19 protein-coding genes are annotated in these 23,859 nt (G+C 70.9%); 11 read left to right on the top strand and 8 right to left on the bottom strand.

Annotated features, from left to right (window positions below; all coding sequences use genetic code 11):
- Positions 1–2: 2 nt before the first annotated feature.
- From ABXJ56_RS10590 to ABXJ56_RS10580, 3 genes are read right to left on the bottom strand one after another with little or no spacing between them, the layout of a single operon-like run.
- Positions 3–851: an ABC transporter permease gene (locus ABXJ56_RS10590; RefSeq protein WP_435404976.1), complete on the bottom strand. Its 849-nt coding sequence runs from the start codon at positions 849–851 to the stop codon at positions 3–5.
- On the bottom strand, positions 848–1,729 hold the full coding sequence (locus ABXJ56_RS10585; RefSeq protein WP_353999629.1) for an ABC transporter permease: 882 nt from the start codon (positions 1,727–1,729) through the stop codon (positions 848–850). The genes ABXJ56_RS10590 and ABXJ56_RS10585 overlap by 4 nt, the downstream gene beginning before the upstream one ends.
- Positions 1,726–2,667 carry an ABC transporter ATP-binding protein gene (locus ABXJ56_RS10580; RefSeq protein ID WP_353999628.1) on the bottom strand — a complete coding sequence of 314 codons (942 nt, stop codon included), beginning with the start codon at positions 2,665–2,667 and terminating at the stop codon, positions 1,726–1,728. Before ABXJ56_RS10580 ends, ABXJ56_RS10585 begins: the two co-directional genes overlap by 4 nt.
- A 94-nt stretch (positions 2,668–2,761) precedes the next feature.
- On the opposite strand from ABXJ56_RS10580, the gene ABXJ56_RS10575 reads away from it, so the two are divergent.
- Positions 2,762–4,753: an ABC transporter ATP-binding protein gene (locus ABXJ56_RS10575; protein ID WP_353999627.1), complete on the top strand. Its 1,992-nt coding sequence runs from the start codon at positions 2,762–2,764 to the stop codon at positions 4,751–4,753.
- Positions 4,754–4,853: 100 nt separating this feature from the next.
- On the opposite strand, the gene ABXJ56_RS10570 is transcribed toward ABXJ56_RS10575, so the two are convergent.
- Positions 4,854–6,728, bottom strand: a complete 1,875-nt coding sequence (locus ABXJ56_RS10570) for a phosphoenolpyruvate carboxykinase (GTP) (protein WP_353999626.1) — start codon at positions 6,726–6,728, stop codon at positions 4,854–4,856.
- Between the two features lie 124 nt (positions 6,729–6,852).
- Here ABXJ56_RS10570 and ABXJ56_RS10565 point away from each other — a divergent pair, with 124 nt between their 5' ends.
- Positions 6,853–8,295, top strand: a complete 1,443-nt coding sequence (locus ABXJ56_RS10565) for a helix-turn-helix domain-containing protein (protein WP_353999625.1) — start codon at positions 6,853–6,855, stop codon at positions 8,293–8,295.
- A 126-nt stretch (positions 8,296–8,421) separates the two neighbouring features.
- Here ABXJ56_RS10565 and ABXJ56_RS10560 read toward each other — a convergent pair whose 3' ends face one another.
- Both ABXJ56_RS10560 and ABXJ56_RS10555 read right to left on the bottom strand, forming a co-directional pair.
- Positions 8,422–9,894: an NAD-dependent succinate-semialdehyde dehydrogenase gene (locus ABXJ56_RS10560; RefSeq protein WP_353999624.1), complete on the bottom strand. Its 1,473-nt coding sequence runs from the start codon at positions 9,892–9,894 to the stop codon at positions 8,422–8,424.
- Between the two features lie 108 nt (positions 9,895–10,002).
- Positions 10,003–11,901, bottom strand: a complete 1,899-nt coding sequence (locus ABXJ56_RS10555) for an FAD-dependent monooxygenase (RefSeq protein WP_353999623.1) — start codon at positions 11,899–11,901, stop codon at positions 10,003–10,005.
- Between the two features lie 132 nt (positions 11,902–12,033).
- Here ABXJ56_RS10555 and ABXJ56_RS10550 point away from each other — a divergent pair, with 132 nt between their 5' ends.
- The gene (locus ABXJ56_RS10550; protein ID WP_353999622.1) at positions 12,034–12,747 is read left to right on the top strand and encodes an IclR family transcriptional regulator; all 714 of its coding nucleotides are present in this window, start codon (positions 12,034–12,036) and stop codon (positions 12,745–12,747) included.
- A 48-nt stretch (positions 12,748–12,795) separates the two neighbouring features.
- Here the strand turns inward: ABXJ56_RS10550 and ABXJ56_RS10545 are convergent, their stop codons facing one another.
- Positions 12,796–13,095, bottom strand: a complete 300-nt coding sequence (locus ABXJ56_RS10545; protein ID WP_353999621.1) for a hypothetical protein — start codon at positions 13,093–13,095, stop codon at positions 12,796–12,798.
- Positions 13,096–13,243: 148 nt separating this feature from the next.
- On the opposite strand from ABXJ56_RS10545, the gene ABXJ56_RS10540 reads away from it, so the two are divergent.
- Positions 13,244–14,896, top strand: coding sequence for a thiamine pyrophosphate-binding protein (locus ABXJ56_RS10540; RefSeq protein WP_353999620.1), 1,653 nt, complete (start codon positions 13,244–13,246; stop codon positions 14,894–14,896).
- A gap of 38 nt (positions 14,897–14,934) precedes the next feature.
- Here ABXJ56_RS10540 and ABXJ56_RS10535 read toward each other — a convergent pair whose 3' ends face one another.
- Complete coding sequence (locus ABXJ56_RS10535) at positions 14,935–16,314, bottom strand: MFS transporter (RefSeq protein WP_353999619.1); 1,380 nt, start codon at positions 16,312–16,314, stop codon at positions 14,935–14,937.
- 115 nt (positions 16,315–16,429) lie between these two features.
- On the opposite strand from ABXJ56_RS10535, the gene ABXJ56_RS10530 reads away from it, so the two are divergent.
- From ABXJ56_RS10530 to ABXJ56_RS10500, 7 genes are read left to right on the top strand one after another with little or no spacing between them, the layout of a single operon-like run.
- Positions 16,430–17,980 (top strand): fumarylacetoacetate hydrolase family protein, encoded by a 1,551-nt coding sequence (locus ABXJ56_RS10530; RefSeq protein ID WP_353999618.1) that lies wholly within the window; start codon positions 16,430–16,432, stop codon positions 17,978–17,980.
- A complete protein-coding gene (locus tag ABXJ56_RS10525) occupies positions 17,977–18,705 on the top strand; it encodes a GntR family transcriptional regulator (protein WP_354000004.1) in 729 nt (242 codons plus the stop codon). The genes ABXJ56_RS10530 and ABXJ56_RS10525 overlap by 4 nt, the downstream gene beginning before the upstream one ends.
- A gap of 41 nt (positions 18,706–18,746) precedes the next feature.
- Positions 18,747–20,249 (top strand): 5-carboxymethyl-2-hydroxymuconate semialdehyde dehydrogenase, encoded by a 1,503-nt coding sequence (hpaE, locus tag ABXJ56_RS10520; protein WP_353999617.1) that lies wholly within the window; start codon positions 18,747–18,749, stop codon positions 20,247–20,249.
- Between the two features lies 1 nt (position 20,250).
- Positions 20,251–21,396 (top strand): 3,4-dihydroxyphenylacetate 2,3-dioxygenase, encoded by a 1,146-nt coding sequence (gene hpaD, locus ABXJ56_RS10515; protein WP_353999616.1) that lies wholly within the window; start codon positions 20,251–20,253, stop codon positions 21,394–21,396.
- A 2-nt stretch (positions 21,397–21,398) separates the two neighbouring features.
- Positions 21,399–22,181, top strand: a complete 783-nt coding sequence (locus ABXJ56_RS10510; RefSeq protein ID WP_354000003.1) for a 2-keto-4-pentenoate hydratase — start codon at positions 21,399–21,401, stop codon at positions 22,179–22,181.
- A complete protein-coding gene (locus ABXJ56_RS10505) occupies positions 22,166–22,945 on the top strand; it encodes an HpcH/HpaI aldolase/citrate lyase family protein (RefSeq protein WP_353999615.1) in 780 nt (259 codons plus the stop codon). The genes ABXJ56_RS10510 and ABXJ56_RS10505 overlap by 16 nt, the downstream gene beginning before the upstream one ends.
- Positions 22,946–22,979: 34 nt before the next feature.
- Complete coding sequence (locus ABXJ56_RS10500; RefSeq protein WP_353999614.1) at positions 22,980–23,777, top strand: transglutaminase-like domain-containing protein; 798 nt, start codon at positions 22,980–22,982, stop codon at positions 23,775–23,777.
- Positions 23,778–23,859: the final 82 nt, after the last annotated feature.

The raw sequence follows: 23,859 nt of genomic DNA, 5'->3' as shown, positions 1-23,859 counted from the left end.
CGTCAGTCGAGGAACAGCGTGCGCAGGCGCTTCGTGGTGAACAGCAGCCCGAGGGCGATCATGACGAGGTAGTACCCGACGTGCACGAGCATCACCGGGCTCAGGATGCCGGTCGTCAGGCCCCGGATGAGCTCGACCCCGTGCCACAGCGGGAACGCCATCACCACGCCCTGCACCCAGTCGGGGTAGACCGTGATCGGGTAGAACGTGGCCGAGAAGAGGAACATCGGCAGGAGCACCAGGTTGATCCAGTCCATGTGCTGGAACGTCTTCATGTAGCTGGTCACGGCCATGCCGACGCTCGCGAACCCGAAGGCTATGAGCACCACCGCGGGCAGAGCGAGGATCGCGGTCGGCGCGAGGTTCAGCCCCAGCACCTGCATGACGATCATGAATCCGGTGGCGTAGACGAGGCCGCGCAGCAGCGCGTAGATGATCTCGCCGAGGGCGACGTCGAGCGGTCCGAGCGAGGTCGCGAGCATGCCCTCGTAGAGCTTGCCGTAGTTGAGCTTGAAGAAGACGTTCCACGTCGAGTCGTAGATCGCTCCGTTCATCGCCGAGACGGCGAGCAGCGCCGGCGCGATGAACGCGGCGTACGGCACCTCGGCGCCGCCGCTCGTCTGCACATCGCCGATGAGGACGCCCAAGCCGATGCCGAGCGAGAGCAGGTAGAACACCGGCTCGAAGAAGCCGGAGAGGACCACCGCCCAGCTGGACGACCGTGCGGCGAGCAGGCCGCGCTGCACGACCGCCTGCGGATTGCCCGCCCACAGGGCGCGCACGCCGCCGCCCCGCATCCGCCCGGCGGGCTCGGCCTGCAGGGTCGCCGCGCGCGATGCCGGCGCGCTCATCGGGCGAGCCTCCGCTCGAACAGCACACGGGCCAGCAGCAGCCCCGCCACGCTGAGGACGAGGAGGTAGCCGAGGTGCACCCCGGCCATCGCCGCACTCATCTCCTTGCCGTAGGTGACCGCGCGCCCGAGCTCGCTGGCGTGCCAGAGCGGCGAGATCCACGCGACCCACTGGAGCGGCGCCGGCGAGAGCGCGATCGGGTAGAAGGTTCCGGAGAAGAGGAACATGGGCATGAAGACGAAGCGCTGCACGAGGGCGAACTGCCCTTTGTCGTCGATGATCGAGGCGGCGTAGGCCATGAGCGGGGCGCCGAAGGACAGGCCCGCGAGCAGGCCGATCGGGATCGCCAGCCACGCGGTCTGCGGTACGAGGTCGCCGGGCTGGAGCACGGCGAAGAAGAGCGCGATGAACGCGAAGTACAGCGCCACGGTCACGATCATCCGCGCGGCGGCCCCCATGGCGACGCCGCCGGCGATCTGCCCGGGCGACAGCGGCGACGCGCTGAATCCGAAGAAGTAGCGGCGCCACTTGAACCCCGACATGACCGGGTAGGTGAACTCCTCGGTCGCCACCGAGATGGCCGCGGTCATGAGGAGCGCCGGCGCGACGAAGACGAGGTAGGGCACCGTCTGCCCGGCATCCTGCACGGGCACGTCGATGATGGCCGCGAGACCGAGCGCGAGGCCGAGGAGGTAGAGGATCGGCTGTCCGAGGGCGCCGACGATGATCGTCCAGCCGTAGGCGCGCATCGCCCGCACCATGTGCTCGGTGACGTACCAGAGACCGCGGCGACGGGGTCTGCGCCCCCACGCCAGAGCCTCCGCGCGCAGCTCGTCGAGGCTGAGATCGGTGGTGGCGCCGGTGGTCGTCTCGCTCATTCGATCAGCGACCGTCCGGTGAGGCGGAGGAACACGTCCTCCAGGCTCGAGCGCCGCACGAGCGAGGTGATCGGGTGCAGGCCCCGTGCGGTGACCTGCTCCAGGGCCGCTTCGCCGTCGGCGGCGTAGACGAGGATCCGGTCGGGCAGCACCTCGACGCGATCGCCGATCCCCCCGAGGGATGCCGCGACCTGCTCGTTGCGGTCCGACCCGAAACGTACCTCGAGGACCTCGCGGCTCGAGTGCTCGCGGATGAGGGAGGCCGGGGTGCCCTCGGCCATGATGCGCCCCTTGTCGACGACGACGAGCCGGTCGCACAGCTGCTCGGCCTCGTCCATGTAGTGCGTGGTGAGGACGAGGGTCGTGCCGCGCTCCTTGAGGCGGAACAGGCGATCCCACAGCACGTGCCGCGCCTGCGGATCGAGGCCCGTGGTCGGCTCGTCCAGGAGCAGGATCCGGGGGTCGTTGATGAGCCCGCGCGCGATGGTGAGGCGGCGCTTCATGCCGCCGGAGAGCTGATCGACCTTGCTGGTCGCCTTGTCGTCCAGCTGCGCGAAGGACAGGAGCTCCTGCGCCTTCTGCCGGCAGACGCGGCCCGGGAGACCGAAGTAGCGGCCGTAGATGTAGAGGTTCTCGCGCGCGTTGAGCTCACCGTCGAGGTTGTCCTGCTGCGGCACGACGCCGAGGCGCGAGCGGATCTCGGGACCGTGGCGGTCGGGATCGAGTCCGAGGATCGACAGCGATCCGCCCGTGCGCGACGACACCGCGCCGATCATCTTCATCGTCGTCGACTTGCCCGCCCCGTTCGGGCCGAGGAGACCGAACGACTCCCCCGGCGCGACGTCGAAGCTCAGTCCGTCGACGGCGACGAAGTCGGGCTTGCCCTTCACGCGGTAGGACTTCGCGAGGTCGCGGGCTTCGATGACGGCTTCTGGCACCGGACCACCCTAGCCCCGGTCTTGGACATCGGCGCGAGCGGGGGCCGAGACGAAGTACGGTCGATGAAGACGCTCCCACGAACGAGGTTCCCGCATGTCCGCCTCCGACAGCCCCGCCGCCCCCGAGACCTCGGTGGCCCCCGAGTCTGCAGCCCCCGCGCGCCGCCGCGGGCGCGGGCGCCGCACCCCCGAGGGGCCGCGCGCGACGTTCCGCCAGCTCCTGCCCTTCCTCTTCGAGCACAAGCGCACCCTCGTGGTCGTCGCGATCCTCAGCATCCTCGGCGCCGGGGCCACCCTCGCCCAGCCCGTGCTCGTCGGACAGGTCATCCAGCGCGTCCAGGTCGGCGAGACCCTCGGCATCCTGGTCTGGCTGCTGGTCGCGTTCGTCGTGATCGCGTCGGTCATCTCGGGCTACCAGCACTATCTGCTCCAGCGCACGGGCACCGCGGTCGTCTACTCGAGCAGACGCAAGCTCATCGCCCGCATCCTCCGCCTGCCGATCAGCGAGTTCGACGCCCGGCGCACGGGCGACCTCGTCTCCCGCGTCGGCACCGACACGACGCTGCTGTACGCCGTCCTCACCCAGGGACTGGCGGATGCCGTCGGCAACTCGCTGATCTTCCTCGGCGCCCTCGTCGCCATGGCCGTGATCGACCCCGCCCTCCTCGGACTGATCGTCGTCGTCATCGGCATCTCGGTGGTCGTCGTGGTGCTCCTCAGCGGGCGGATCCGCACCGCCTCCACCGAGCAGCAGGTGAAGGTCGGCGAGCTCTCCTCCGGCGTGGAGCGCGCCGTCGGCTCCATCCGCACGGTGCGCGCCTCGGGCGCGACCGAGCGCGAGATCACCGCGGTGAGCGCGATGGCCTCCGACGCCTACGCGGTGGGGGTCCGGATCGCGAAGGTCTCCGCCCTGGTCGTCCCCGTCGCCGGCATCGCGCTGCAGCTCTCTCTCCTGGTCGTCCTCGGCGTGGGCGGATTCCGCGTGGCGAGCGGGGCGATCACCATCGCCGCACTGGTGTCGTTCATCCTGTTCCTGTTCCTCCTCATCCAGCCGCTCGCCTCGACCTTCGGCGCCATCACCTCGGTGAACCAGGCGCTCGGGGCCCTGGGCCGCATCCAGGAGGTGCTCGACCTTCCGGACGAGACCGAACGCGACGCCGAGATCGCCGCGACCGCCCGCGCCGAGACGGTTCCGGACGATGCGGCGCGGGATGCGGCATCCGCTCCGGCGATCGAATTCCGCGACGTGCACTTCTCCTACCCCGAGACGGTCGTCCGCGCCCGTCGGGCCGCCGAGACCGAAGCGCTCGCCGTGCTCGAGAGCGCCGGCGTCGACGATGCGGCGCGGGCGCTGGCCGAGGCCGGGGAGGACGCCGAGGACACCGCCACGGAGGGAGCCGATCTCGGCGTCGTCCTGCGCGGGGTGTCGTTCTCGGTCCCGCGGGGTGCGCGGGTGGCGCTCGTCGGGCCCTCCGGCGCAGGGAAGTCCACCACCCTCGCGCTGATCGAGCGGTTCTACGACCCCACCGCGGGCGCGATCCTCCTCGACGGCGTCGACGTGCGCACCGTCCCGCGCGACGCGCTCCGCGCGCAGCTCGGGTACGTCGAGCAGGATGCCCCGACCCTCGCGGGCACGATCGGCGACAACCTGCGGTTGGCCTCGCCCGCGGCATCCGACGCGGACTGCGAGCGCGTGCTCCGCGCGGTGAATCTCGGCGACGTGCTCGACCGGAGTCCGGAGGGGCTGGATGCCGCCGTCGGCGAGTCGGGGGTGATGCTGTCGGGCGGCGAGCGCCAGCGGCTCGCGATCGCCCGGGCGCTCCTCGCCGCGCCCCCGATCCTGCTGCTCGACGAGTCGACGTCATCGCTCGACGGACTGAACGAGCAGCGGATGCGGGAGGCGATCGACGCGGTCGCTGCCGGACGCACCCTCATCGTCATCGCCCACCGCCTGTCGACCGTCGTCGACAGCGACCTCATCGTCGTGATGGACCACGGCCGGGTCGTGGGGCAGGGGACGCACTCCGAGCTGGTGGCCTCGACGCCCCTGTACCGCGACCTCGCGAAGCACCAGCTCCTGGTCTGAGTGGGCCCGAACCGACGGTTCGCTTCGGTGACGGAAGAAGTGGGCGCCCGGCCCCTCTGCCAAGAAGAGGGCCGGGCGCCGGTCGGTGGCGCGCCGCGGGTCAGGCGCGCTGCAGGCGGTACCGCAGGGCGGCGAGCTCGGCCCACAGGGGCGCGGGGACGCGGCCGTCGAAGGTGCGGTAGAACTCCTCCGTCAGGTCCGCCTCCCGCAGCCACGACGCGGTGTCGATCGCGAAGAGCTCGGCGAGGTCCTCCCGTGGCACATCGATGCCGTCGAGGTTCAGGTCTTCGGTGCGCGGCAGGCGTCCGATGGCGCTCGGCACAGCATCCACCGTCCCGTCCAGACGCCGGACGATCCAGTCGATCACGCGGGCGTTGTCACCGAATCCCGGCCACAGGAAACGGCCGTCGGCGCCCTTGCGGAACCAGTTGACCTGGAAGATCCGCGGAGCGCGGTCGAAGCGGAGCGCCTGCCCGACCTTCAGCCAGTGCCCGAAGTAGTCGGCCATGTTGTAGCCGCAGAACGGCAGCATCGCGAACGGGTCGCGGCGGAGCTCCCCGACCGTCCCCTCGGCCGCGGCGGTCCGCTCGGAGGAGATGTTCGATCCGAGGAACACACCGTGGGTCCAGTCCGTCGCCTCGAGGACGAGGGGGACGTTCGTGGCGCGGCGGCCGCCGAACAGGATCGCGTCCAGCGGCACGCCCTCAGCGGCATCCCAGTCCTCCGCGATCTGCGGGCACTGGGATGCGGCGACGGTGAAGCGCGAGTTCGGGTGCGCGGCCGGACGACCGGACGCCGGGGTCCAGGGGTTGCCCTCCCAGTCGGTGAGCTCCGCGGGCGGGGTGTCGGTGAGACCCTCCCACCACACGTCGCCGTCCGGGCGGAGCGCGACGTTGGTGAAGATCGTGTTGCCCCACAGGGTCTCCACCGCCGCGACGTTGGTCGACTCCCCCGTCCCGGGAGCGACGCCGAAGAAGCCCGCCTCGGGGTTGATCGCCCACATCCGGCCGTCCGGGCCCGGGCGCAGCCACGCGATGTCATCGCCGAGGGTCTCCACGCGCCATCCGGGGATCGTGGGCCGGAGCATCGCGAGATTGGTCTTGCCGCACGCCGAGGGGAACGCCGCCGCGACGTGGTACCTCTTCCCCTTCGGGTCGATGACGCGGATGAGCAGCATGTGCTCGGCGAGCCAGCCCTCGTCGCGGCCGATGACCGAGGCGATCCGCAGCGCGAAGCACTTCTTCGCCAGGATCGCGTTGCCGCCGTAGCCGGAGCCGAACGACCAGACTTCGAGGGTGTCGGGGAAGTGCACGATGTACTTCTCGTCGTTGCACGGCCACGCGACGTCGGCCTGACCCGGCTCGAGCGGCGCACCGACGGAGTGCACGGTCCTCACCCACGGCGCACCCCCCGCGATCTCGCGGAGGACGTCGGTGCCCACGCGGGTCATGATGCCGATGGAGGTGACGGCGTAGGCGCTGTCGGTGATCTGCACGCCGATGTGCGAGAGCGGTCCGCCCACCGCGCCCATCGAGAACGGGACGACGTACATCGTGCGTCCGCGCATGCTGCCCGCGAAGAGCGGGGTGATGGTCGCACGGATGTCCTCGGGGGCCGCCCAGTTGTTCGTGGGGCCGGCATCCTCCTCCCGCTCGGACGCGATGAAGGTGCGCGCCTCGGTGCGGGCGACATCGCTCGGGTGCGAGCGGGCGAGGTAGGAGCCGGGGCGCCACTCCGGGTTGAGCTTGATGAGCTTGCCTTCGTCGACCATCTCGCGCAGGAGCGCATCGTTCTCGGCACGGGAACCGTCGACCCAGTGGATGCGGTCCGGCGTGGTGAGGGCGGCGATCTCGTCCACCCACTCGACCAGGGCGCGCATGCCGGCGCCGTCGATCCTGGGCATCCCGCCGTAGGTCTCGGAGGCGCGGCGCGGGGCGAGGGAGGTGGGGCGGGTGAAGGTGTCGGCGAGAGCCATGAGTGTCGCTCCTGTGCGATCGGTGGTGCCGGATCGGTGTCTCCTTTCACTTTCCGCCCCTCCACCCCGCTTTTCCAGACGAGTTCAGCGACAAAAGTATCGATTCTTTCGCTATTCTCAAGGAATGCCCGCCTCCGCGCTCGAACTGTCCACCCTCGGACACCGCATCCGTCACGAACGACTCGCGCGGGGATTCACCCTCGACGATCTCGGCGAACGAGTGGGAGTCGCCGGCAGCCAGCTGAGCCTCATCGAGAACGGCAAACGCGAGCCCAAGCTCTCGCTGCTGCAGGCCATCGCCGCCGCCACCGGGGTGGAGGTCACCGACCTCCTCTCCCCCGAGCCGCCCAACCGGCGCGCGGCTCTGGAGATCGAGCTCGAGCGCGCGCAGGCCGGGGCGGTCTTCCGGCGCCTCGGGGTCGCTCCCGTGCGCATCACCAAGACCATGAGCGACGAGACGATCGAATCGATCCTCGGGCTCCATCGCGAGCTGCAGCGCCGTGAGCGCGAGACGATCGCGACCCCCGAGGAGGCTCGGCGGGCAAACACGGAGCTGCGCCTGCGGATGCGGGAGAAGGGCAACTACCTCGTCGACATCGAGCGGCTGGCCGAGAAGCAGCTGAAGGCCGCCGGACACACCACCGGCGCCCTCACCCACCGCACCGTCAGCATCATGGCCGAGCAGCTCGGGTTCGAGCTGCTCTACGTCAACGACCTCCCCCACTCCGCGCGATCGGTCACCGACCTGGAGAACGGTCGGATCTACCTGCCCCCGGCGTCGATCCCCGGCGGACACGGGCTCCGCTCCATGGCGCTGCAGGCGATGGCGCACCGCCTCCTCGGGCATCAGCGTCCCGTCGACTACGCCGACTTCCTCCAGCAGCGACTGGAGATCAACTACTACGCCGCGTGCTGCCTCATGCCCGAGACGGCGTCCGTCGCCTTCCTCCAGCAGGCGAAGAAGGACCGCAACCTCGCCGTCGAGGACTTCCGGGACGCCTTCGGGGTCACGCACGAAGCCGCCGGGATGCGGATGACGAACCTGCTCACCCAGCATCTCGGCATCCGTCTGCACTTCCTGCGCGTGGACGGGTCGGGGTCGATCTCCCGCGTCTACGAGAACGACGACCTGCCCCTCCCGATGGACGTCACCGGTGCGATCGAGGGGCAGATCGTCTGCCGCCACTTCTCGGCGCGCTCGGCGTTCGAGGAGCAGAACCGCACCACCGAGCACTATCAGTACACCGACACCCCCGCCGGGACCTTCTGGTGCTCGACGCAGACCGGGACGACGGCCGACGGGGAGTTCTCGATCACCGTCGGGGTGCCCTTCGACGACGCGCGATGGTTCCGGGGGCGGGAGACCGCGAGCCGGGCCGCGTCGACCTGCCCGGACGAGTCGTGCTGCCGCCGGCCGCCCGCGGAGATCGCCGCCCGCTGGGAGGGGAAGGCCTGGCCGAGCGCGCGCGTGCACATGCAGATGTTCTCGCCGCTCCCCCGCGGGACGTTCCCCGGGGTCGAGGAGGCGGAGGTCTACGCCTTCCTCGACCGGCACGCCGAGGGCTGACCCGCCCGGCCCCACGTCGACGGTCGAAGACGCGGGACGAACCGGCCTCCGGCAGCCCCGGGAGGACGCCGATGACGGTTCGGTCACGCGCTTTCGACGGAAGAGGCGCGCGAGTCGCCTCCCGGTTCAGGCGAAGGGGTTCGGGGTGAGGGTGTACTTCGTCTGGAGGTACTCGTGGATGCCCTCCGCACCGCCCTCGCGGCCGAGACCGGACATCTTCCAGCCGCCGAAGGGGGCGGCCGCGTTGGAGACCACCCCGACATTGAGGCCCATCATCCCGGTCTCTAGGCGGTCGATCATGCGCTGACCGCGCGCGAGCGACTCGGTGAAGACGTACGAGACGAGTCCGAACTCGGTGTCGTTGGCGATCCGCACCGCGTCGTCCTCGTCGTCGAACGGGACGATCGCGAGCACCGGCCCGAAGATCTCCTCGCGCAGGATGTCGCTCCCCGGCGCCACGTCGGTGACGACGGTCGGCTCGTAGAAGGTGCCGGGGCCGTCGAGGGCGGTGCCGCCGGTGCGGACCTGGGCACCGCGGGAGACGGCGTCCTTCACCAGGGAGTCGGCCTTCGCGACGGCACGGTCGTCGATGAGGGGACCGATCGCGACGCCCTCCTCGGTCCCGCGCCCGATCTTCAGCCCCTGCACCCGCTCGGTCACGCGGCGGGCGAACTCGTCGGCGACCGCGCGGTGGACGATGAAGCGGTTCGCCGCGGTGCACGCCTGGCCGATGTTGCGGAACTTCGCCAGCATCGCGCCGTCCACGGCCTTGTCGAGATCGGCATCGTCGAACACCACGAAGGGCGCGTTGCCGCCGAGCTCCATAGAGGTGCGGAGAACGCCCTGGGCGGCCTGCTCGAGCAGCTTCTGGCCGACCGCGGTGGACCCGGTGAAGGAGAGCTTCCGCAGGCGCGGGTCGCGGATGATCGGCTCCGACACGGCCCCGGACGTGGAGGTGGTGAAGATGTTCACGACGCCGTCCGGGACCCCGGCGTCCTGCAGGAGCTTGGCGAAGTACAGCGTCGTGAGCGGCGTCAGCTCGGCGGGCTTGACGACCACCGTGCACCCGGCGGCCAGCGCGGGGGCGATCTTCCGGGTCGCCATGGCGAGCGGGAAGTTCCACGGGGTGATCAGGAAGCAGGGGCCGACGGGGTGCTGCGAGACGATCATGCGTCCGGTGCCCTCGGGGTTCGCCCCGTAGCGCCCCTGGATGCGCGAGGTCTCCTCACTGAACCAGCGCAGGAACTCCCCGCCGTAGCCGACCTCTCCGCGCGCTTCGGCGAGGGGCTTGCCCATCTCGAGGGTCATGAGGAGCGCGAACTCCTCCTTGCGCTCCTGGAGCAGGTCGAACGCGCGACGCAGGATCTCCGCGCGCTCCCGGGCGGGAGTCGCCGCCCACGCGGGGAAGGCCTCGACCGCGGCATCCATCGCTGCCGCGCCGTCCTCCGGTGACGCGTCGGCGATGACGCGGATGGGCTCACCCGTCGAGGGGTCGAACACCGTCAGGGTCTTCCCCCCGGATGCCGGCCGCCACCGTCCGCCGATGAAGAGACCGTCCGGGACGGAGGCCAGCAGGTCGGATTCACGGGTGTCGGTCATGGGTGCTCCCTCGCGCTCGGACGATCAGTTGACATCATGCCCCCACCGCGGGACGCGGGCGATGTACACGGCGTACAGCATGGCGGCGACCTTCTCCCCTTCGGAGAGTCATCGCCGGGTGAGCGGCTCCGGCTGAGTCCGCATGGCTCCGCGGAAGAACGCCGTGAGTTCCGCGGTGTCCGACAGGGGCAGCACGGCCGCGACGTACTGGTCGGGACGAACGACGACGACGGCTCCCTCGCGGGAGATCCCCCGCTCGGCGAAGATGTCCGCGGACGTCCACGCACTCGGCGCCGCCGCATACACCTTCTCCCAGTCCGTGAGTCCCAGCGGTCCGGTGCGCGGCAGGAAGAGCGCGGGAACCCCGGCGAGGTCGACGTCCTCGAAGCGGCCTGGGTAGACGACCTTGACGTCGAAGACGGCGTCGACATCCGCACCGGCGGGCGTGTGGCGCGCGATCGGTCCGTCGGCGCCCACCATGGATGCGGCCCATCGATCGAGGGCCTCACCGTTCGCGTCGGCGAACGCATAGATGCGCCAGCGCCCATCGGCCCGCGCGTGGTGCCCGAGATGCACGGCGTTCCCGTCGCACACGCGCACCACCTCCACGCTCTGAAAACGCGCGCCGACGGGGAATCCGATCGCGAGCCGCTGATGCGCGGCATCCGTCACGATCGTCGACGGCGCGTACCGCGTCATGAATCCGGAGGGGAACTCCGCGGTGCCCAGATAGAAGGTCGCGAGCTCGGTGGGGTCGGAGATGTCCTCGGGCTTGCGCGCCATGAGCGAGGACCACTCCCGGTCGAAGTCGATCAGCTGCTGGGCGACCGGCTGACGCTCGGCCGAGTAGGTGGAGAGGAGGGATGCCGGGGCGAGGCCGGTCAGGACGTGCCCGAGCTTCCACCCGAGGTTGAACCCGTCCTGCATCGAGACATTCATCCCCTGCCCCGCCTTGGCGCTGTGGGTGTGGCAGGCGTCTCCGGCGAGGAAGACACGCGGGTCGTGATCCTGGCCGGGATCGACGTCGTCGAACCTGTCGGTCACGCGATGGCCGACCTCGTACACGCTGTGCCACGCGACCTGTTTCACGTCGATCGAGTAGGGGTGCAGGATCTCGTTGGCGCGGCGGATCACCTCATCGAGCGGAGTCTGTCGGACACGGTGATCATCGTCCGCCGCCACCTCGCCGAGGTCGATGTACATGCGACTGAGGTACCCGCCCTCGCGCGGGATGTGCAGGATGTTGCCCGCCGAGGAGGTGATGGCGCACTTGGTCCGCCAGTCTGGGAAGTCCGTGTTGACCAGCACATCCATGACCCCCCACGCGTGCGCGGCGAACGCACCGACGTGGGTGCGGCCGATCGCCTGGCGGACGCCGCTGCGCGCGCCGTCGCACCCCACGACGTACTTCGCCCGGATCGTCCGCTCCTCTCCCGCGCGGGGTCCGGCGATGTGGCGGATGCGCACGGCGACCGGGTGCTCCCCCCCGTCGCCCACGGTGAGGCCGACGAACTCCACGCCGTAATCCGGCAGGATGCGGCCGGGACCCTGCGCGGCCGCCTCGGCGAAGTAGTCGAGAACCCGGGCCTGATTGACGATCAGGTGCGGGAACTCGCTGATCTTCAGGGCGTAGTCCTCCGTGCGGGCGGTGCGGACGATCGTGCGCGGATCGGCCGGATCGGGGCCCCAGAAGTTCATGTACGCGATGTTGTAGGCCTCGGCGATGATGCGCTCGGCGAACCCGAAGGCCTGGAAGGTCTCGACGCTGCGCGGCTGGATGCCGTCGGCCTGCCCGAGGGCCAGCCGTCCGTCGCGGCGCTCGATGAGGCGGGTGGTCACCCCGGGGAACTGTGACATCTGCGCGGCGAGCAGCATGCCCGCGGGCCCCGATCCGACGATGAGCACGTCCGTCTGGTCGGGAAGGTCGGCGGGGCGGTCGAGGCCCGTGCCCGCCGCGTCCTGCACACGCGGATCGCCGGACACGTACCCGTGGTGGTGGAACTGCATGGGATGTCCTCCTCGGACGACGGTGTCGAGGTCGATCCGCGGCCTTGCGGGCCGCAGGGGCGTGTTCTATATTCGAACAGGCTGTTCTCCTGTCGAACAGATCGTATATCTTCTGTCTCGGAGGGACAAGGGATGCCGACGACCACGGATGCCGCATCGGCGCCGTCGCAGACACTCAGCCGCGGCATCCGGATCCTGGAGATCCTGGCCGACGTCCGCGATCCCCTGTCGATCGACGACATCGCCGGACGCCTCGGGGTGCACCGGTCGGTCGCCTACCGCCTGCTGCGGACGCTCGAGGGCCACGGCCTGGTCCGCCGGGACGCGACGGGGCGCGTCGCGCTCGGCGCGCGCCTCGCCGCCCTCGCCGAGGGCGTCGCCCACGATCTGCAGGCCGAAGCACTCCCGGAGCTGATCGCGGCGGCGAACGACCTCGGGATCACCTGCTTCCTCGCCGTGCTCGACCACGACGAATGCGTCACCCTCGCGAGCATCGAGCCGCGTCACGCGGTCGCCTCCGTCGCGCAGCGCCCGGGCGCGCGGCATCCTGTCACGGTCGGCGCACCCGGAAAGGCCATCCTGTCGACGATGGCGGACACCGCCGTCCCCGCCGCGGTCTCCGCGACTCTGCGCGCGGAAGTCCGCGACGTCGCCGCGCGCGGTTTCGCCACGAGCCACGACGAGGTGATCCCCACCCTCCGTTCGGTGGCCGTGCCTCTCGTCGTGCGCGGCCGCGAGGCGGCATCGGTCGCGGCGGTGTTCCTCGCCAGCACCCACCCCGACGCCGTCATCGCGGAGCGGCTCGGACGCGCGGCCACCGCGATCCGCGACGCGCTCGGCGGCTGACCCCGCGCGGGTCCCCTCCGGGCGGAACGCCGCGGAGGAGGCCCCGCGTCAGGCGACCGTGTCGACCAGGCGGACGTTGTATTCCGCGACCCGCTGCGGGACGCCGTCGAACGCCTCCGCCCGCGCGTCAGAGGCCATGTACCTCGACTCGAGAGCGAGGAACGCCTCCCGGTCCCCCTCGGCGCTGACCGCCCAGACGAACTCGTTGGTCTCGGGGAGCCCGTAGGCGAAGTCGATGCGGAAGCCGGCCCCGGCGCGCACGCGCGGCATCCAGTCGTTCCACCAGGACAGGAACGCGTCGTACTCTCCGTCGACGAGGGTGTACCGGCGCAGCTGGACTGTTCTCATCCCTCCAGCTTGGCACCCCCGCGCCTATACTCGTGCTGTCCGGCCGCAACAGCGCCGCCGGTGCTCGGAAAATGGGCACGCAGCCACCGTCACGGTGCGCGAGACACATACGGATCCTGTTCCCTCCGTACCGTCTCGAGGTCTCGCCATGCCCACTGTCTCCGCTCACGTCGCCGCCGCCCTCGCCGGTCACATCGACCACGTCTTCGGGGTGATGGGCAACGGCAACGCGTACTTCCTGGACGCCCTCGAGCGCTCCACCGACGTCGTCTTCACCGCTGTCCGGCACGAGGCCGGCGGCGTCGTCGCCGCCGATGCGCACCACCGCGCCGGCGGAGGGCTCGCCGCCGCGACGGCGACCTACGGTGCCGGATTCACCAACACCCTGACCGCCCTCGCCGAGGCGGTGCAGGCGCACGTGCCCCTGGTGCTCGTCGTCGGCGACGAGCCGACCTCGGGTCGGCGCCCCTGGGGCGTCGACCAGATCGCCCTCGCCTCGGCCGTCGGCGCGCGCACCTACACCGTCGGCCGCACGGACGCCGGTGCCACGGCTGTCATCGCCATCGAGCACGCCCTGACCTATCGGGTGCCGACCGTGCTGGCCATCCCCTACGACGTCGCGGCGCTCGAGGCGGGTCCGATCCCACCCGCCCCCGCTCCGCGCCTTCCCCGCCCGCTCGCCCCGACCGGGTCTTTCACCGCGGGCGCCATCCGCGACCTCGCCGCGGCCCTGGCCGGCGCGCGCCGTCCGCTGCTTCTGGCGGGTCGCGGCGCCTGGCTGGCCGGCGCGGGCGCCGCCCTCGGCGAGATCGCCGACCTCACCGGCGCTCTGACCGCATCCTCGGCACTCGGCCGCGGGATCTTCCCACGGGGCGAGTTCGACCTCGGGGTGACGGGCGGCTTCGGAGCCGAGGGCGCCATGGACCTCGTCGCGCAGGCCGACGTCGCCGTGGTCTTCGGCGCATCGCTCAACCCGTTCACGATGCGCTTCGGCGCGCTCTTCTCCCCCGGCACCCGGGTCGCGCAGGTGGATCTCGCAGCCACGGCGACCCACCCGCACGTCGGGGCGTACATCCGCGCGGATGCCGGACTCGTCGCCCGTGCGATCGCCGACGAGCTGACGGCGATCGGTGCCGCGCCGAGTGGTTGGCGCGAGAGCGTGGACACGGCATCCGCCCGGTCCTACGACGCGGGCGAGGAGCTCGCACCCGACGGCCGCCTGGACCCCCGATCGGTCGCGCGGACGATCAGCGAGCTGCTTCCGCAGGACCGCGTCGTCGTCTCGGACGGCGGGCACTTCATCGGCTGGGCGAACATGTACTGGCCGGTCGCCTCGCCCGACCGCATGGTGATGATCGGCACGGCGTTCCAGTCGATCGGGCTCGGCTTCCCCAGCGTGGCGGGCGCCGCCCGGGCACGGCCGGACGCGACGATCGTGCTCACCACCGGTGACGGCGGCGGCCTCATGGCCCTCGCCGACCTCGAATCCGCCGTCCGCGTGGCGGGCGGGCGCGGCCTCGCCGTGGTCTGGAACGACGCCGCATACGGCGCGGAGGTGAACCTGTACGGCCTGAAGGGCCTCGCCGAGGAGCCGATGCTGATCCCGGAGGTCGACTTCGCCGCGGTCGCCCGCGGCTTCGGCGCCGAGGGCGTCGTCGTGCGGACCCTCGCCGATCTCGAGCGGCTCGCGGAGTGGACGCGGACGCCCGCCTCCGATCGTCCGTTCCTGCTGCTGGATCTGCGCGTCTCGGGACGGGTGATCGCGCCGTACCAGCACGAGATCATCCGCGTGAACTCCTGAGCCCCGCGCCGATCGGCACGGGGCTCAGGGGACGCGCGTCAGGCGCGGGTGAGACCGCGGATCGGTGAGACCGACTGCTCCGCCTCGTGATCGGGCCCGAGCGGAATGCCGGACCGGTCGCGAAGCACCAGCGTCGCCACCAGTCCGATGAGGGTCATGCCCGCGAGGTACCAGGTCACGGCCATCGTCGAGCCGGTCGCCTGCACGAGCGCGGTGGCGATGGTCGGGGCGAACGCGCCACCGAGGATCGCGCCGATCGCGTAGGAGATCGACACTCCGGAGAAGCGGATGGAGGCGGGGAACAGCTCGGAGTACAGCGCCGCCTGCGGCCCGTAGGTGAGGCCGAGGCCGATGGTGAGGATCGCCAGGCCCGCGAAGAGCAGCCCGATGTCGCCGGTGTTCACGAGGGGGAAGAGGGTGAACACACCCGCCAGCTGCAGGATCCACCCCAGGATGTAGGTGGTGCGCCGACCGATGCGGTCGGAGAGGAACCCGGCGCCGAGGGTGGACAGCAACCAGGTGACGGCCGAGCCCGCGACGGCCCACAGCACCGGGCCGCGCTCGAGCGCGAGCGGTCCGTCCGGGTTGGTGGCGTAGCCCTGGATGTATCCGCCGGTCGTCATGTAGCCGACGGCGTTGTTGCCCGCGAAGACGAGGGCGGCGATGACCACGAGGAGGAGGTGCTTGCGGAACAGCGTGACGATCGGCATCCGCGCCTTCTCCTTGCGCTCGGCGAGCTCGGCGAACACCGGGCTCTCCTCGACGCGTCGGCGCACGTAGTAGCCGACGAGGATCAGCACGACGCTGAGGAGGAAGGGCACCCGCCATCCCCACTCGAGGAACGCGTCGCCGGGCGCGATCATGGCCATGAGCGCCATGACGCCGGAGGCGAGCAGCAGCCCGAGCGGCACGCCGATCTGCGGGGCCGCGCCGAAGGCACCGCGCCGCGGGCGCGGGGCGTGCTCGACGGCCATGAGGACGGCGCCACCCCACTCGCCACCGGCGGAGATCCCCTGCAGGATGCGGAGGAAGACGAGCATGACGGGCGCCGCGAGGCCGATCGCCTCGTAGGTCGGCAGCACGCCGATGAGCGCGGTGGCCACGCCCATCAGGATCAGCGTCCACATCAGCACGACCTTCCGGCCGTACTTGTCGCCGAAGTGCCCGGCGAGGAAGGCGCCGAGCGGGCGGAAGAGGAAGCTGACGCCGACGGTGGCGAAGGCGACGAGGGCGCTGTTCGCCCCGAGCGGTGCGAAGAAGAGCTGTCCGAACACCAGCCCCACCGCAGTGGCGTAGATGAAGAAGTCGTACCACTCGACGGTGGTGCCGACGACGGTCGCGAAGATGACGCGACGTCGGTCTCGGGCGGTGGCGATGGTGCCGGTGGGGGTGAACCCTGCCGGTGTGCGTGTGGACATGACGGACTCCAGTGTCGATCGTCGGCGCGGTGGTCCACGTCCCGGAAGAGACGTGATTGCGAGGATGCGAGCGATCATATACGATTTCGGATACGACGCAAGGGCGAGGGAGCTCATGACACTTTCGACGGATGCCGGCACCGCGCGCTTCGGGGCACTCCCGAGCCGGCCGGGGAAGATCATCGCCGTCCACCTGAATTACGCCTCCCGCGCGGATCAGCGCGGGCGCCGCCCGCACGCGCCCTCCTACTTCTTCAAGCCATCGAGCTCGGTCGCGATGTCCGGCGCCGAGATCGAACGGCCCGCCGGGACGGAACTCCTGGCGTTCGAGGGTGAGATCGCCCTCGTCATCGGCTCCCCCGCCCGACGCGTGACGGTCGCAGACGCGTGGGCGCACGTGGCCGCGGTGACCGCCGCGAACGATTTCGGACTCTACGACCTGCGCGCGAACGACAAGGGGTCGAACGTGCGCTCGAAGGGCGGAGACGGATTCACCCCGATCGGTCCGGGCCTGCTCGACGCGCGCACGGTCGACCCCGCGGCACTGCGCGTGCAGACGTGGGTCAACGGGTCCCTGGCGCAGGACGACACGACCGACGGCCTCCTCTTCCCCCTCGCACAGCTCATCGCGGACCTGTCCCAGCACCTCACGCTCGAATCGGGGGACGTCGTCCTCGCCGGCACTCCGGCCGGGTCCACCGTGGTGGTCCCGGGGGATGTCGTCGAGGTCGAGGTGTCCGGTGCGGGGCTTTCGACCGGGCGGCTGGTCACGACCGTCATACAGGGCGCGGCATCCTTCGATCCGGCCCTCGGATCACTCCCCTCCGTCGACGACATCCAGCGCATCGAGGCATGGGGGTCGCCCGCGGCCGCCGGACTCGCCCCCGACGCGAACGGATCGACCAGCGCAGGCGATCCGCCCGGAACAGCACGATCGGCGGCGAACCCTCCTGTTCTCGACGGATCTCCTGTCCTCGATGCGGCGCTCCGCGAGAAGCTCGCGCGCATCCCCGTCGCCGCACTGTCCGCGCAGCTGCGCGCGCGGGGGCTGAACAACGTCACGGTCGACGGGGTCCGCCCGATGCACCCGGGCACGAAGGTCGTCGGCACCGCGCGGACGCTCCGTTTCGTGCCGCTGCGCGAGGACCTCTTCGCCGCCCGCGGCGGCGGCTTCAACGCGCAGAAGCGCGCCTTCGACTCGGTCGACGAGGGCGAGATCATCGTCATCGAGGCGCGCGGCGAGTCCGGGTCCGGCACGCTCGGCGACATCCTCGCCCTCCGCGCACACGCCCGGGGAGCGGCCGGCATCGTGACCGACGGCGGCGTGCGCGACGTCGACGCGGTGGCCGCGGTGGGCATCCCGGTCTTCTCCGCCGGCGCGCACCCCGCCGTCCTCGGCCGCCGTCACGTCCCGTGGGAGCACGACGTGGCGATCGGATGCGGCGGCACCACGATCGAGCCGGGCGATGTGATCGTGGGCGACGCCGACGGGGTCATCGTCATCCCGCCGTCTCTCGTCGCCGAGGTCGCCGAGGCCGCCCTCGCCCAGGAGGACGAAGACGCCTACGTCGCCGAACAGGTGCGCGCGGGGCATCCGATCGAGGGCCTGTTCCCGATGGACACCGAGTGGAAGGCGAGGTACGACGCATGGCGCCGGACGCGATGAGCACGACGGATGCCGCCGCACCCGGCGTCACCCACCCCGGTACGGCCCCCGCGGGCGCCCAGAGCAAGTCGCAGCGGGCCTACCGCTGGATCAAGGGACGTATCGCGAACCAGGACTTCACCCCCGGATACCGCCTCGTGCTCGGCACGATCGCGAAGGAGCTGGAGATGAGCGTGGTGCCCGTGCGGGAAGCGATCCGGCAGCTGGAGGCCGAGGGCCTGGTGACGTTCGAGCGCAACGTCGGCGCGCACGTGTCGATGGTCGACGACTCGCAGTACCGGTTCAGCATGCAGGCGCTGAGCATCCTCGAGGGCGCGGCGACCGCTCTCGCCGCCCGACGCCTCACCGCCGACGACCTCCGTCGCGCGCGCGACGTGAACGAGCTGATGATCGAGACCCTGGATCACTTCGATCCCCATTCGTTCACCGCGCTGAACCAGGAGTTCCACGCGATCCTCTTCGCCCGCTGCGCGAATCCTCGCGTACTCGAGCTCGTCGAGGCCGAGTGGGCACGGCTCGGACACCTCCGCGACTCGACCTTCAGCTTCATCCCGGGGCGGGCGGCGCAGTCCGTCCAGGAGCACGCCGAGATCGTCGCCCTCATCGAACGCGGCGCGCCGCTGAGCGAGATCGAGACATCCGCGCGGCGCCACCGCGCCGCCACCCTCGACGCCTACCTGATCCACGAGCATCCCGACGAGACGCTCGGGATGCCCGCCATCTGAGACCCCACCCCCGCCTCGCCTCCGATCCCCGAAGGACCGCAATGACAGAGCATCGCCCGCCGGCCGATCTTCCCGCCCGCATCCGGCACTACATCGACGGCGCGTTCGTCGACAGCGTCGACGGCGGCTCGTTCGACGTGCTCGATCCGGTGACGAACGAGACCTACGTCCAGGCCGCGGCCGGCAAGAAGGCCGACATCGACCGCGCGGTCAGCGCGGCTCGGCGCGCATTCACGGAGGGCCCCTGGCCCCGCATGCTTCCCCGCGAACGGTCGCGCGTGCTGCACCGCATCGCCGACATCGTCGAGTCCCGCGACGCGCGACTGGCCGAGCTCGAGAGCTTCGACAGCGGCCTGCCGATCACGCAGGCCCTCGGTCAGGCGCGTCGCGCGGCCGAGAACTTCCGCTTCTTCGCCGACCTGATCGTCGCGCAGGCCGACGACGCCTATAAGGTTCCGGGGAAGCAGCTGAACTACGTCAATCGCACGCCGATCGGGGTCGCGGGGCTCATCACCCCCTGGAACACCCCGTTCATGCTCGAGTCCTGGAAGCTGGGGCCCGCGCTCGCGACCGGCAACACCGTCGTGCTGAAGCCCGCCGAGTTCACGCCCCTCTCGGCGTCGCTGTGGGCCGGCATCTTCGAGGAGGCCGGCCTTCCGCAGGGCGTGTTCAACCTCGTGAACGGACTCGGCGAGGAGGCCGGCGACGCGCTCGTGAAGCATCCCGACGTCCCGCTCATCTCCTTCACCGGAGAGAGCTCGACCGGCCAGCTGATCTTCGGCAACGCCGCCCCGCACCTCAAGGGGCTCTCCATGGAGCTCGGCGGCAAGTCGCCGGCGATCGTGTTCGCCGACGCCGACCTCGACACGGCGATCGACGCGACGATCTTCGGGGTGTTCTCCCTGAACGGCGAGCGCTGCACCGCGGGCAGCCGCATCCTCGTGCAGCGCGAGGTCTACGACGAGTTCGTCGAGCGGTACGCCGCGCAGGCGTCGCGTGTGCGCGTCGGCCTCCCGAGCGACCCGGACACCGAGGTCGGGGCGCTGGTGCACCCCGATCACTATGCGAAGGTCATGTCGTACGTCGAGATCGGCCGGGCCGAGGGGCGCCTCGTCGCCGGTGGCGGACGCCCCGACGGGTTGGACGACGGCAACTTCGTCGAGCCGACCGTGTTCGCCGATGTGCCCCCGGACGCCCGGATCTTCCAGGAGGAGATCTTCGGCCCGGTCGTCGCGATCACGCCCTTCGACACCGACGAAGAGGCCCTCGCGCTCGCGAACGGCACGAAGTACGGTCTCGCCGCCTACGTCTGGACGACCGACCTCCGCCGCGCGCACACCTTCGCCCAGTCGATCGAGGCCGGCATGGTGTGGCTGAACTCCAACAACGTCCGCGACCTCCGCACGCCCTTCGGCGGTGTGAAGGCGTCCGGACTCGGACACGAGGGCGGTTACCGCTCGATCGACTTCTACACGAACCAGCAGGCCGTGCACATCACCCTCGGCGCACCCCACAACCCCACCTTCGGCAAGGACGCCCACTGACATGAGCACCGGCAAGACCCGCACCTCCTCCGGCTTCTTCGTCTCGCAGGAGGCGCCGATCCACTCCGACGATCCCGTCCCGACGCCCTCCGCGCCGGCGCCCGACATCCTGCGGTGCGCGTACATGGAGCTCGTCGTCACCGATCTCGCGGCATCGCGCGTCTTCTACGTCGACGTGCTCGGCCTGTACGTCACCGCGGAGGACGATGAGGCGATCTACCTCCGCTCCACGGAGGAGTTCATCCACCACAATCTGGTGCTGCGGCAGGGGCCCGTCGCGGCGGTCGCCGCATTCTCGTACCGCGTGCGCACGCCGGAGGACGTCGACCGGGCCGTGGCGTTCTACACCGAGCTCGGATGCCGCGTCGAGCGCCGCCCGGACGGATTCGTCACGGGCATCGGCGACGCGGTGCGGGTCACCGACCCCCTCGGCTTCCCCTACGAGTTCTTCTTCCAGGCCGAGCACGTCGAGCGGCTGTCGTGGCGCTACGACCTGCACACCCCGGGCGAGCTCGTGCGTCTCGACCACTTCAACCAGGTGACCCCCGACGTGCCGCGCGCGGTGAACTTCATGCAGTCGCTCGGGTTCCGGGTGACCGAGGACATCCAGGACGACGAGGGCACGGTCTACGCGGCGTGGATGCGCCGCAAGCCCACCGTCCACGACACCGCGATGACCGGCGGCGACGGCCCCCGCATGCACCACGTCGCGTTCGCGACGCACTCGACGCACAACATCCTCGCGATCTGCGACAAGCTCGGGGCGCTGCGCCGGTCGGACGCGATCGAGCGCGGGCCCGGCCGCCACGGGGTGTCCAATGCGTTCTACCTGTATCTGCGCGACCCGGACGGGCACCGCGTGGAGATCTACACGCAGGACTACTACACCGGCGACCCCGACAATCCCGTCATCACCTGGGACGTCCACGACAATCAGCGTCGCGACTGGTGGGGGAACCCCGTGGTGCCGTCCTGGTACACCGAGGCATCGCTCGTGCTCGACCTCGACGGCAACCCGCAGCCGGTGACCGCGCGTACGGATTCGAGCGAGATGGCCGTCACCATCGGCGCGGACGGGTTCTCGTACACGCGTCCGGCCGAGGGCGCGGCATCCGTCCCCGAGTACAAGCTGGGCAACCAGCTGTGAGCCTGCCTCCGGAGACCATCGCCCGACTCGCCGACGAGCTCGCCGAGGCCGATCGCACGCGCACGCTCATCCCCCGGATCACGGCGCGGCACCCGGACGCGACGGTCGAGGACTCCTACGCCATCCAGGGGGTGTGGCGCGACCGCATGATCGCCGACGGGCGCCGGCTCGTGGGCCGGAAGATCGGGCTCACCTCCCGGGCGATGCAGCAGGCGACGGGGATCACCGAACCGGACTACGGCGTGATGTTCGACGACACCGTCTACCGCTCGGGCGACGAGATCCCCGTCGAGCGCTTCTCGAACGTCCGCATCGAGGTCGAACTCGCGTTCGTGCTCGGCCGTCCCCTCGAGGGCCCGGACTGCACGCTCGCCGAAGCTCTCGCCGCCGTCGATTCGGTCGTCCCCGCGCTGGAGGTCCTCAACTCCCACATCGAGTTGGCGGGACGGACGATCGTCGACACGATCAGCGACAACGCCGCCTACGGCGCGATGGTGCTCGGGGACGCGCGCGTCCGGCCCGGGGAGGTCGATCTGCCCTGGGTGCCCGGCGTCCTCAGCCGCAACGGCGAGATCGAGGAGACCGGGGTCGCCGCCGGCGTCCTGGGCCATCCCGCGCGGGGCGTGGCGTGGCTCGCGAACAAGCTGCACCAGCACGACGCCCGCCTGGAAGCCGGAGAGATCATCCTCGCCGGCTCCTTCACCCGCCCGATGTGGGTGGAGCCGGGCGACGCCGTCCGGTGCGACTACGGCCCCCTGGGAGTGATCGAATGCCGTTTCGTCTGACCCCGACCTTCCGTGAGACCCTGGCCGCGGCATCCCGCCCCCTCGCGGGCATCTGGGTCTGCTCCGGCTCGCCGCTGGTCGCCGAGATCTGCGCCGGTGCGGGCCTGGACTGGACGCTCATCGACACGGAGCACTCCCCGCACAGCCTGGACTCCGTTCTCGCGCAGCTGCAGGCGGTCGCGGCGTACCCGATCACCCCGGTGGTGCGGGTGCCGGTCGGCGACGTCGTGACCATCAAGCAGGTGCTCGACCTCGGCGCGCAGAACATCCTGGTGCCGATGATCTCCTCGGTGACGGATGCCGAGCGGGCGGTGTCCGCGGTCCGCTATCCCCCGCGCGGCGTGCGCGGTGTGGGGTCGGCCCTCGCCCGGTCCGCCCGGTGGAACCGGGTGGACGGATACCTCGACGACGCCGACGGCCACGTGTCGCTCGTCGTGCAGATCGAGACGCGAGAGGGCGTGGAGGCCGCGGCCGAGATCGCCGCCGTCGACGGCGTGGACGGCGTCTTCGTCGGACCGTCCGACCTCGCCGCGTCGATGGGTCTCCTCGGCCAGCAGACGCATCCGGACGTCCGCACCGCGGTCCTGCGGACCTTCGACGCGGTGCGGGCAGCGGGAAAGCCCGTCGGGGTGAATGCGTTCGACCCCGACGTCGCCGACGGATATCTCTCCGCCGGAGCGACCTTCGTCCTCGTCGGCGCCGATGTGACCCTCCTCGCGCGCGGGTCGGAGGCCCTCGCGGCCCGGTTCGTCCCCCAGCCCTGACGTCGCCGGACCCGGACGTGCCATGCTGGCGGGCATGAAGAGAGATGTCGCGAGCCGGATCGAGCTGGACGTCACGGAGCCGGCGGAGCTGGTCTTCTCCACGGCGGTCAGCGGCCACCACACCCCCGTCACCGAGCACGTGTCGTTCACGGTCGACGGCGAGCCCGTGGCGTTCGAGCGGATCCCCGACGCCCACGGCACGCGGCTGTTCACCGTCGCGAGTCCCGCCGGGCGGCTCGTCGCCTCGTACGACGCCTCCCTGGAGGGGCTCGCGTCGGGCACCGTCGCGACCGCGACCGACCTCATCACCTACCGCCGGCCCAGCCGGTACGCCGAGTCCGATGCGCTCGCGCCGACCGCGTTCGCCGAGTTCGGTGCGATCACCGACCCCGCCGAGCTCCTCGCCGCCGTCTCGTCGTGGGTCGGCACGCGCCTCGCGTACGTCAGCGGCTCGAGCCTCCCGACCGACGGCGCGGTCCGCACCCTCCTCGGCCGCCAGGGCGTCTGTCGCGACTACGCGCACTTGACCGTGGCGCTGCTGCGCGCCCTCAATGTGCCGGCACGCCTCGTGTCCGTCTACGCCCCGGGCCTGCATCCGATGGATTTCCACGCCGTGGCCGAAGCGTGGGTCGAGGGCGGCTGGCACGTCGTGGATGCGACGACCCTCGCACCGCGCTCGACGCTCGTGCGCATCGCGACCGGACGGGATGCCGCCGACACGGCGTTCCTGACCGTGGTCTCGGGCCGCGCGGACCTGGTGGACATGACGGTCACGGCGGTCGCAGACGCGCTCCCCGACGACGATCTGAACACCCTGACGCAGATCAACTGACCCTCCGACGTGTGAAGAACCTGTAACAGAGCGTCTCGCGCGTGCACCGGATGCCCGCGGGACAGGGAAGATGGAGGGTGGG

Origin of the sequence: Microbacterium aurantiacum (assembly GCF_040532595.1) — a bacterium.
Lineage (GTDB): Bacteria > Actinomycetota > Actinomycetes > Actinomycetales > Microbacteriaceae > Microbacterium > Microbacterium chocolatum_B.
This window is presented reverse-complemented; position numbering and strand designations above follow the sequence as displayed.

Coding starts and splice junctions, on each gene's coding strand:
- ABXJ56_RS10560 (WP_353999624.1), bottom strand. CDS start 9,894: ATGACCGACACCCGTGAATCCGACCTGCTGGCCTCCGTCCCGGACGGT.
- ABXJ56_RS10535 (WP_353999619.1), bottom strand. CDS start 16,314: ATGTCCACACGCACACCGGCAGGGTTCACCCCCACCGGCACCATCGCC.
- ABXJ56_RS10525 (WP_354000004.1), top strand. CDS start 17,977: ATGAGCACGACGGATGCCGCCGCACCCGGCGTCACCCACCCCGGTACG.
- ABXJ56_RS10505 (WP_353999615.1), top strand. CDS start 22,166: ATGCCGTTTCGTCTGACCCCGACCTTCCGTGAGACCCTGGCCGCGGCA.
- hpaE (WP_353999617.1), top strand. CDS start 18,747: ATGACAGAGCATCGCCCGCCGGCCGATCTTCCCGCCCGCATCCGGCAC.
- ABXJ56_RS10545 (WP_353999621.1), bottom strand. CDS start 13,095: ATGAGAACAGTCCAGCTGCGCCGGTACACCCTCGTCGACGGAGAGTAC.
- ABXJ56_RS10550 (WP_353999622.1), top strand. CDS start 12,034: ATGCCGACGACCACGGATGCCGCATCGGCGCCGTCGCAGACACTCAGC.
- ABXJ56_RS10555 (WP_353999623.1), bottom strand. CDS start 11,901: ATGCAGTTCCACCACCACGGGTACGTGTCCGGCGATCCGCGTGTGCAG.
- ABXJ56_RS10590 (WP_435404976.1), bottom strand. CDS start 851: ATGAGCGCGCCGGCATCGCGCGCGGCGACCCTGCAGGCCGAGCCCGCC.
- ABXJ56_RS10540 (WP_353999620.1), top strand. CDS start 13,244: ATGCCCACTGTCTCCGCTCACGTCGCCGCCGCCCTCGCCGGTCACATC.
- ABXJ56_RS10575 (WP_353999627.1), top strand. CDS start 2,762: ATGTCCGCCTCCGACAGCCCCGCCGCCCCCGAGACCTCGGTGGCCCCC.
- ABXJ56_RS10500 (WP_353999614.1), top strand. CDS start 22,980: ATGAAGAGAGATGTCGCGAGCCGGATCGAGCTGGACGTCACGGAGCCG.
- ABXJ56_RS10530 (WP_353999618.1), top strand. CDS start 16,430: ATGACACTTTCGACGGATGCCGGCACCGCGCGCTTCGGGGCACTCCCG.
- ABXJ56_RS10570 (WP_353999626.1), bottom strand. CDS start 6,728: ATGGCTCTCGCCGACACCTTCACCCGCCCCACCTCCCTCGCCCCGCGC.
- ABXJ56_RS10585 (WP_353999629.1), bottom strand. CDS start 1,729: ATGAGCGAGACGACCACCGGCGCCACCACCGATCTCAGCCTCGACGAG.
- ABXJ56_RS10565 (WP_353999625.1), top strand. CDS start 6,853: ATGCCCGCCTCCGCGCTCGAACTGTCCACCCTCGGACACCGCATCCGT.
- hpaD (WP_353999616.1), top strand. CDS start 20,251: ATGAGCACCGGCAAGACCCGCACCTCCTCCGGCTTCTTCGTCTCGCAG.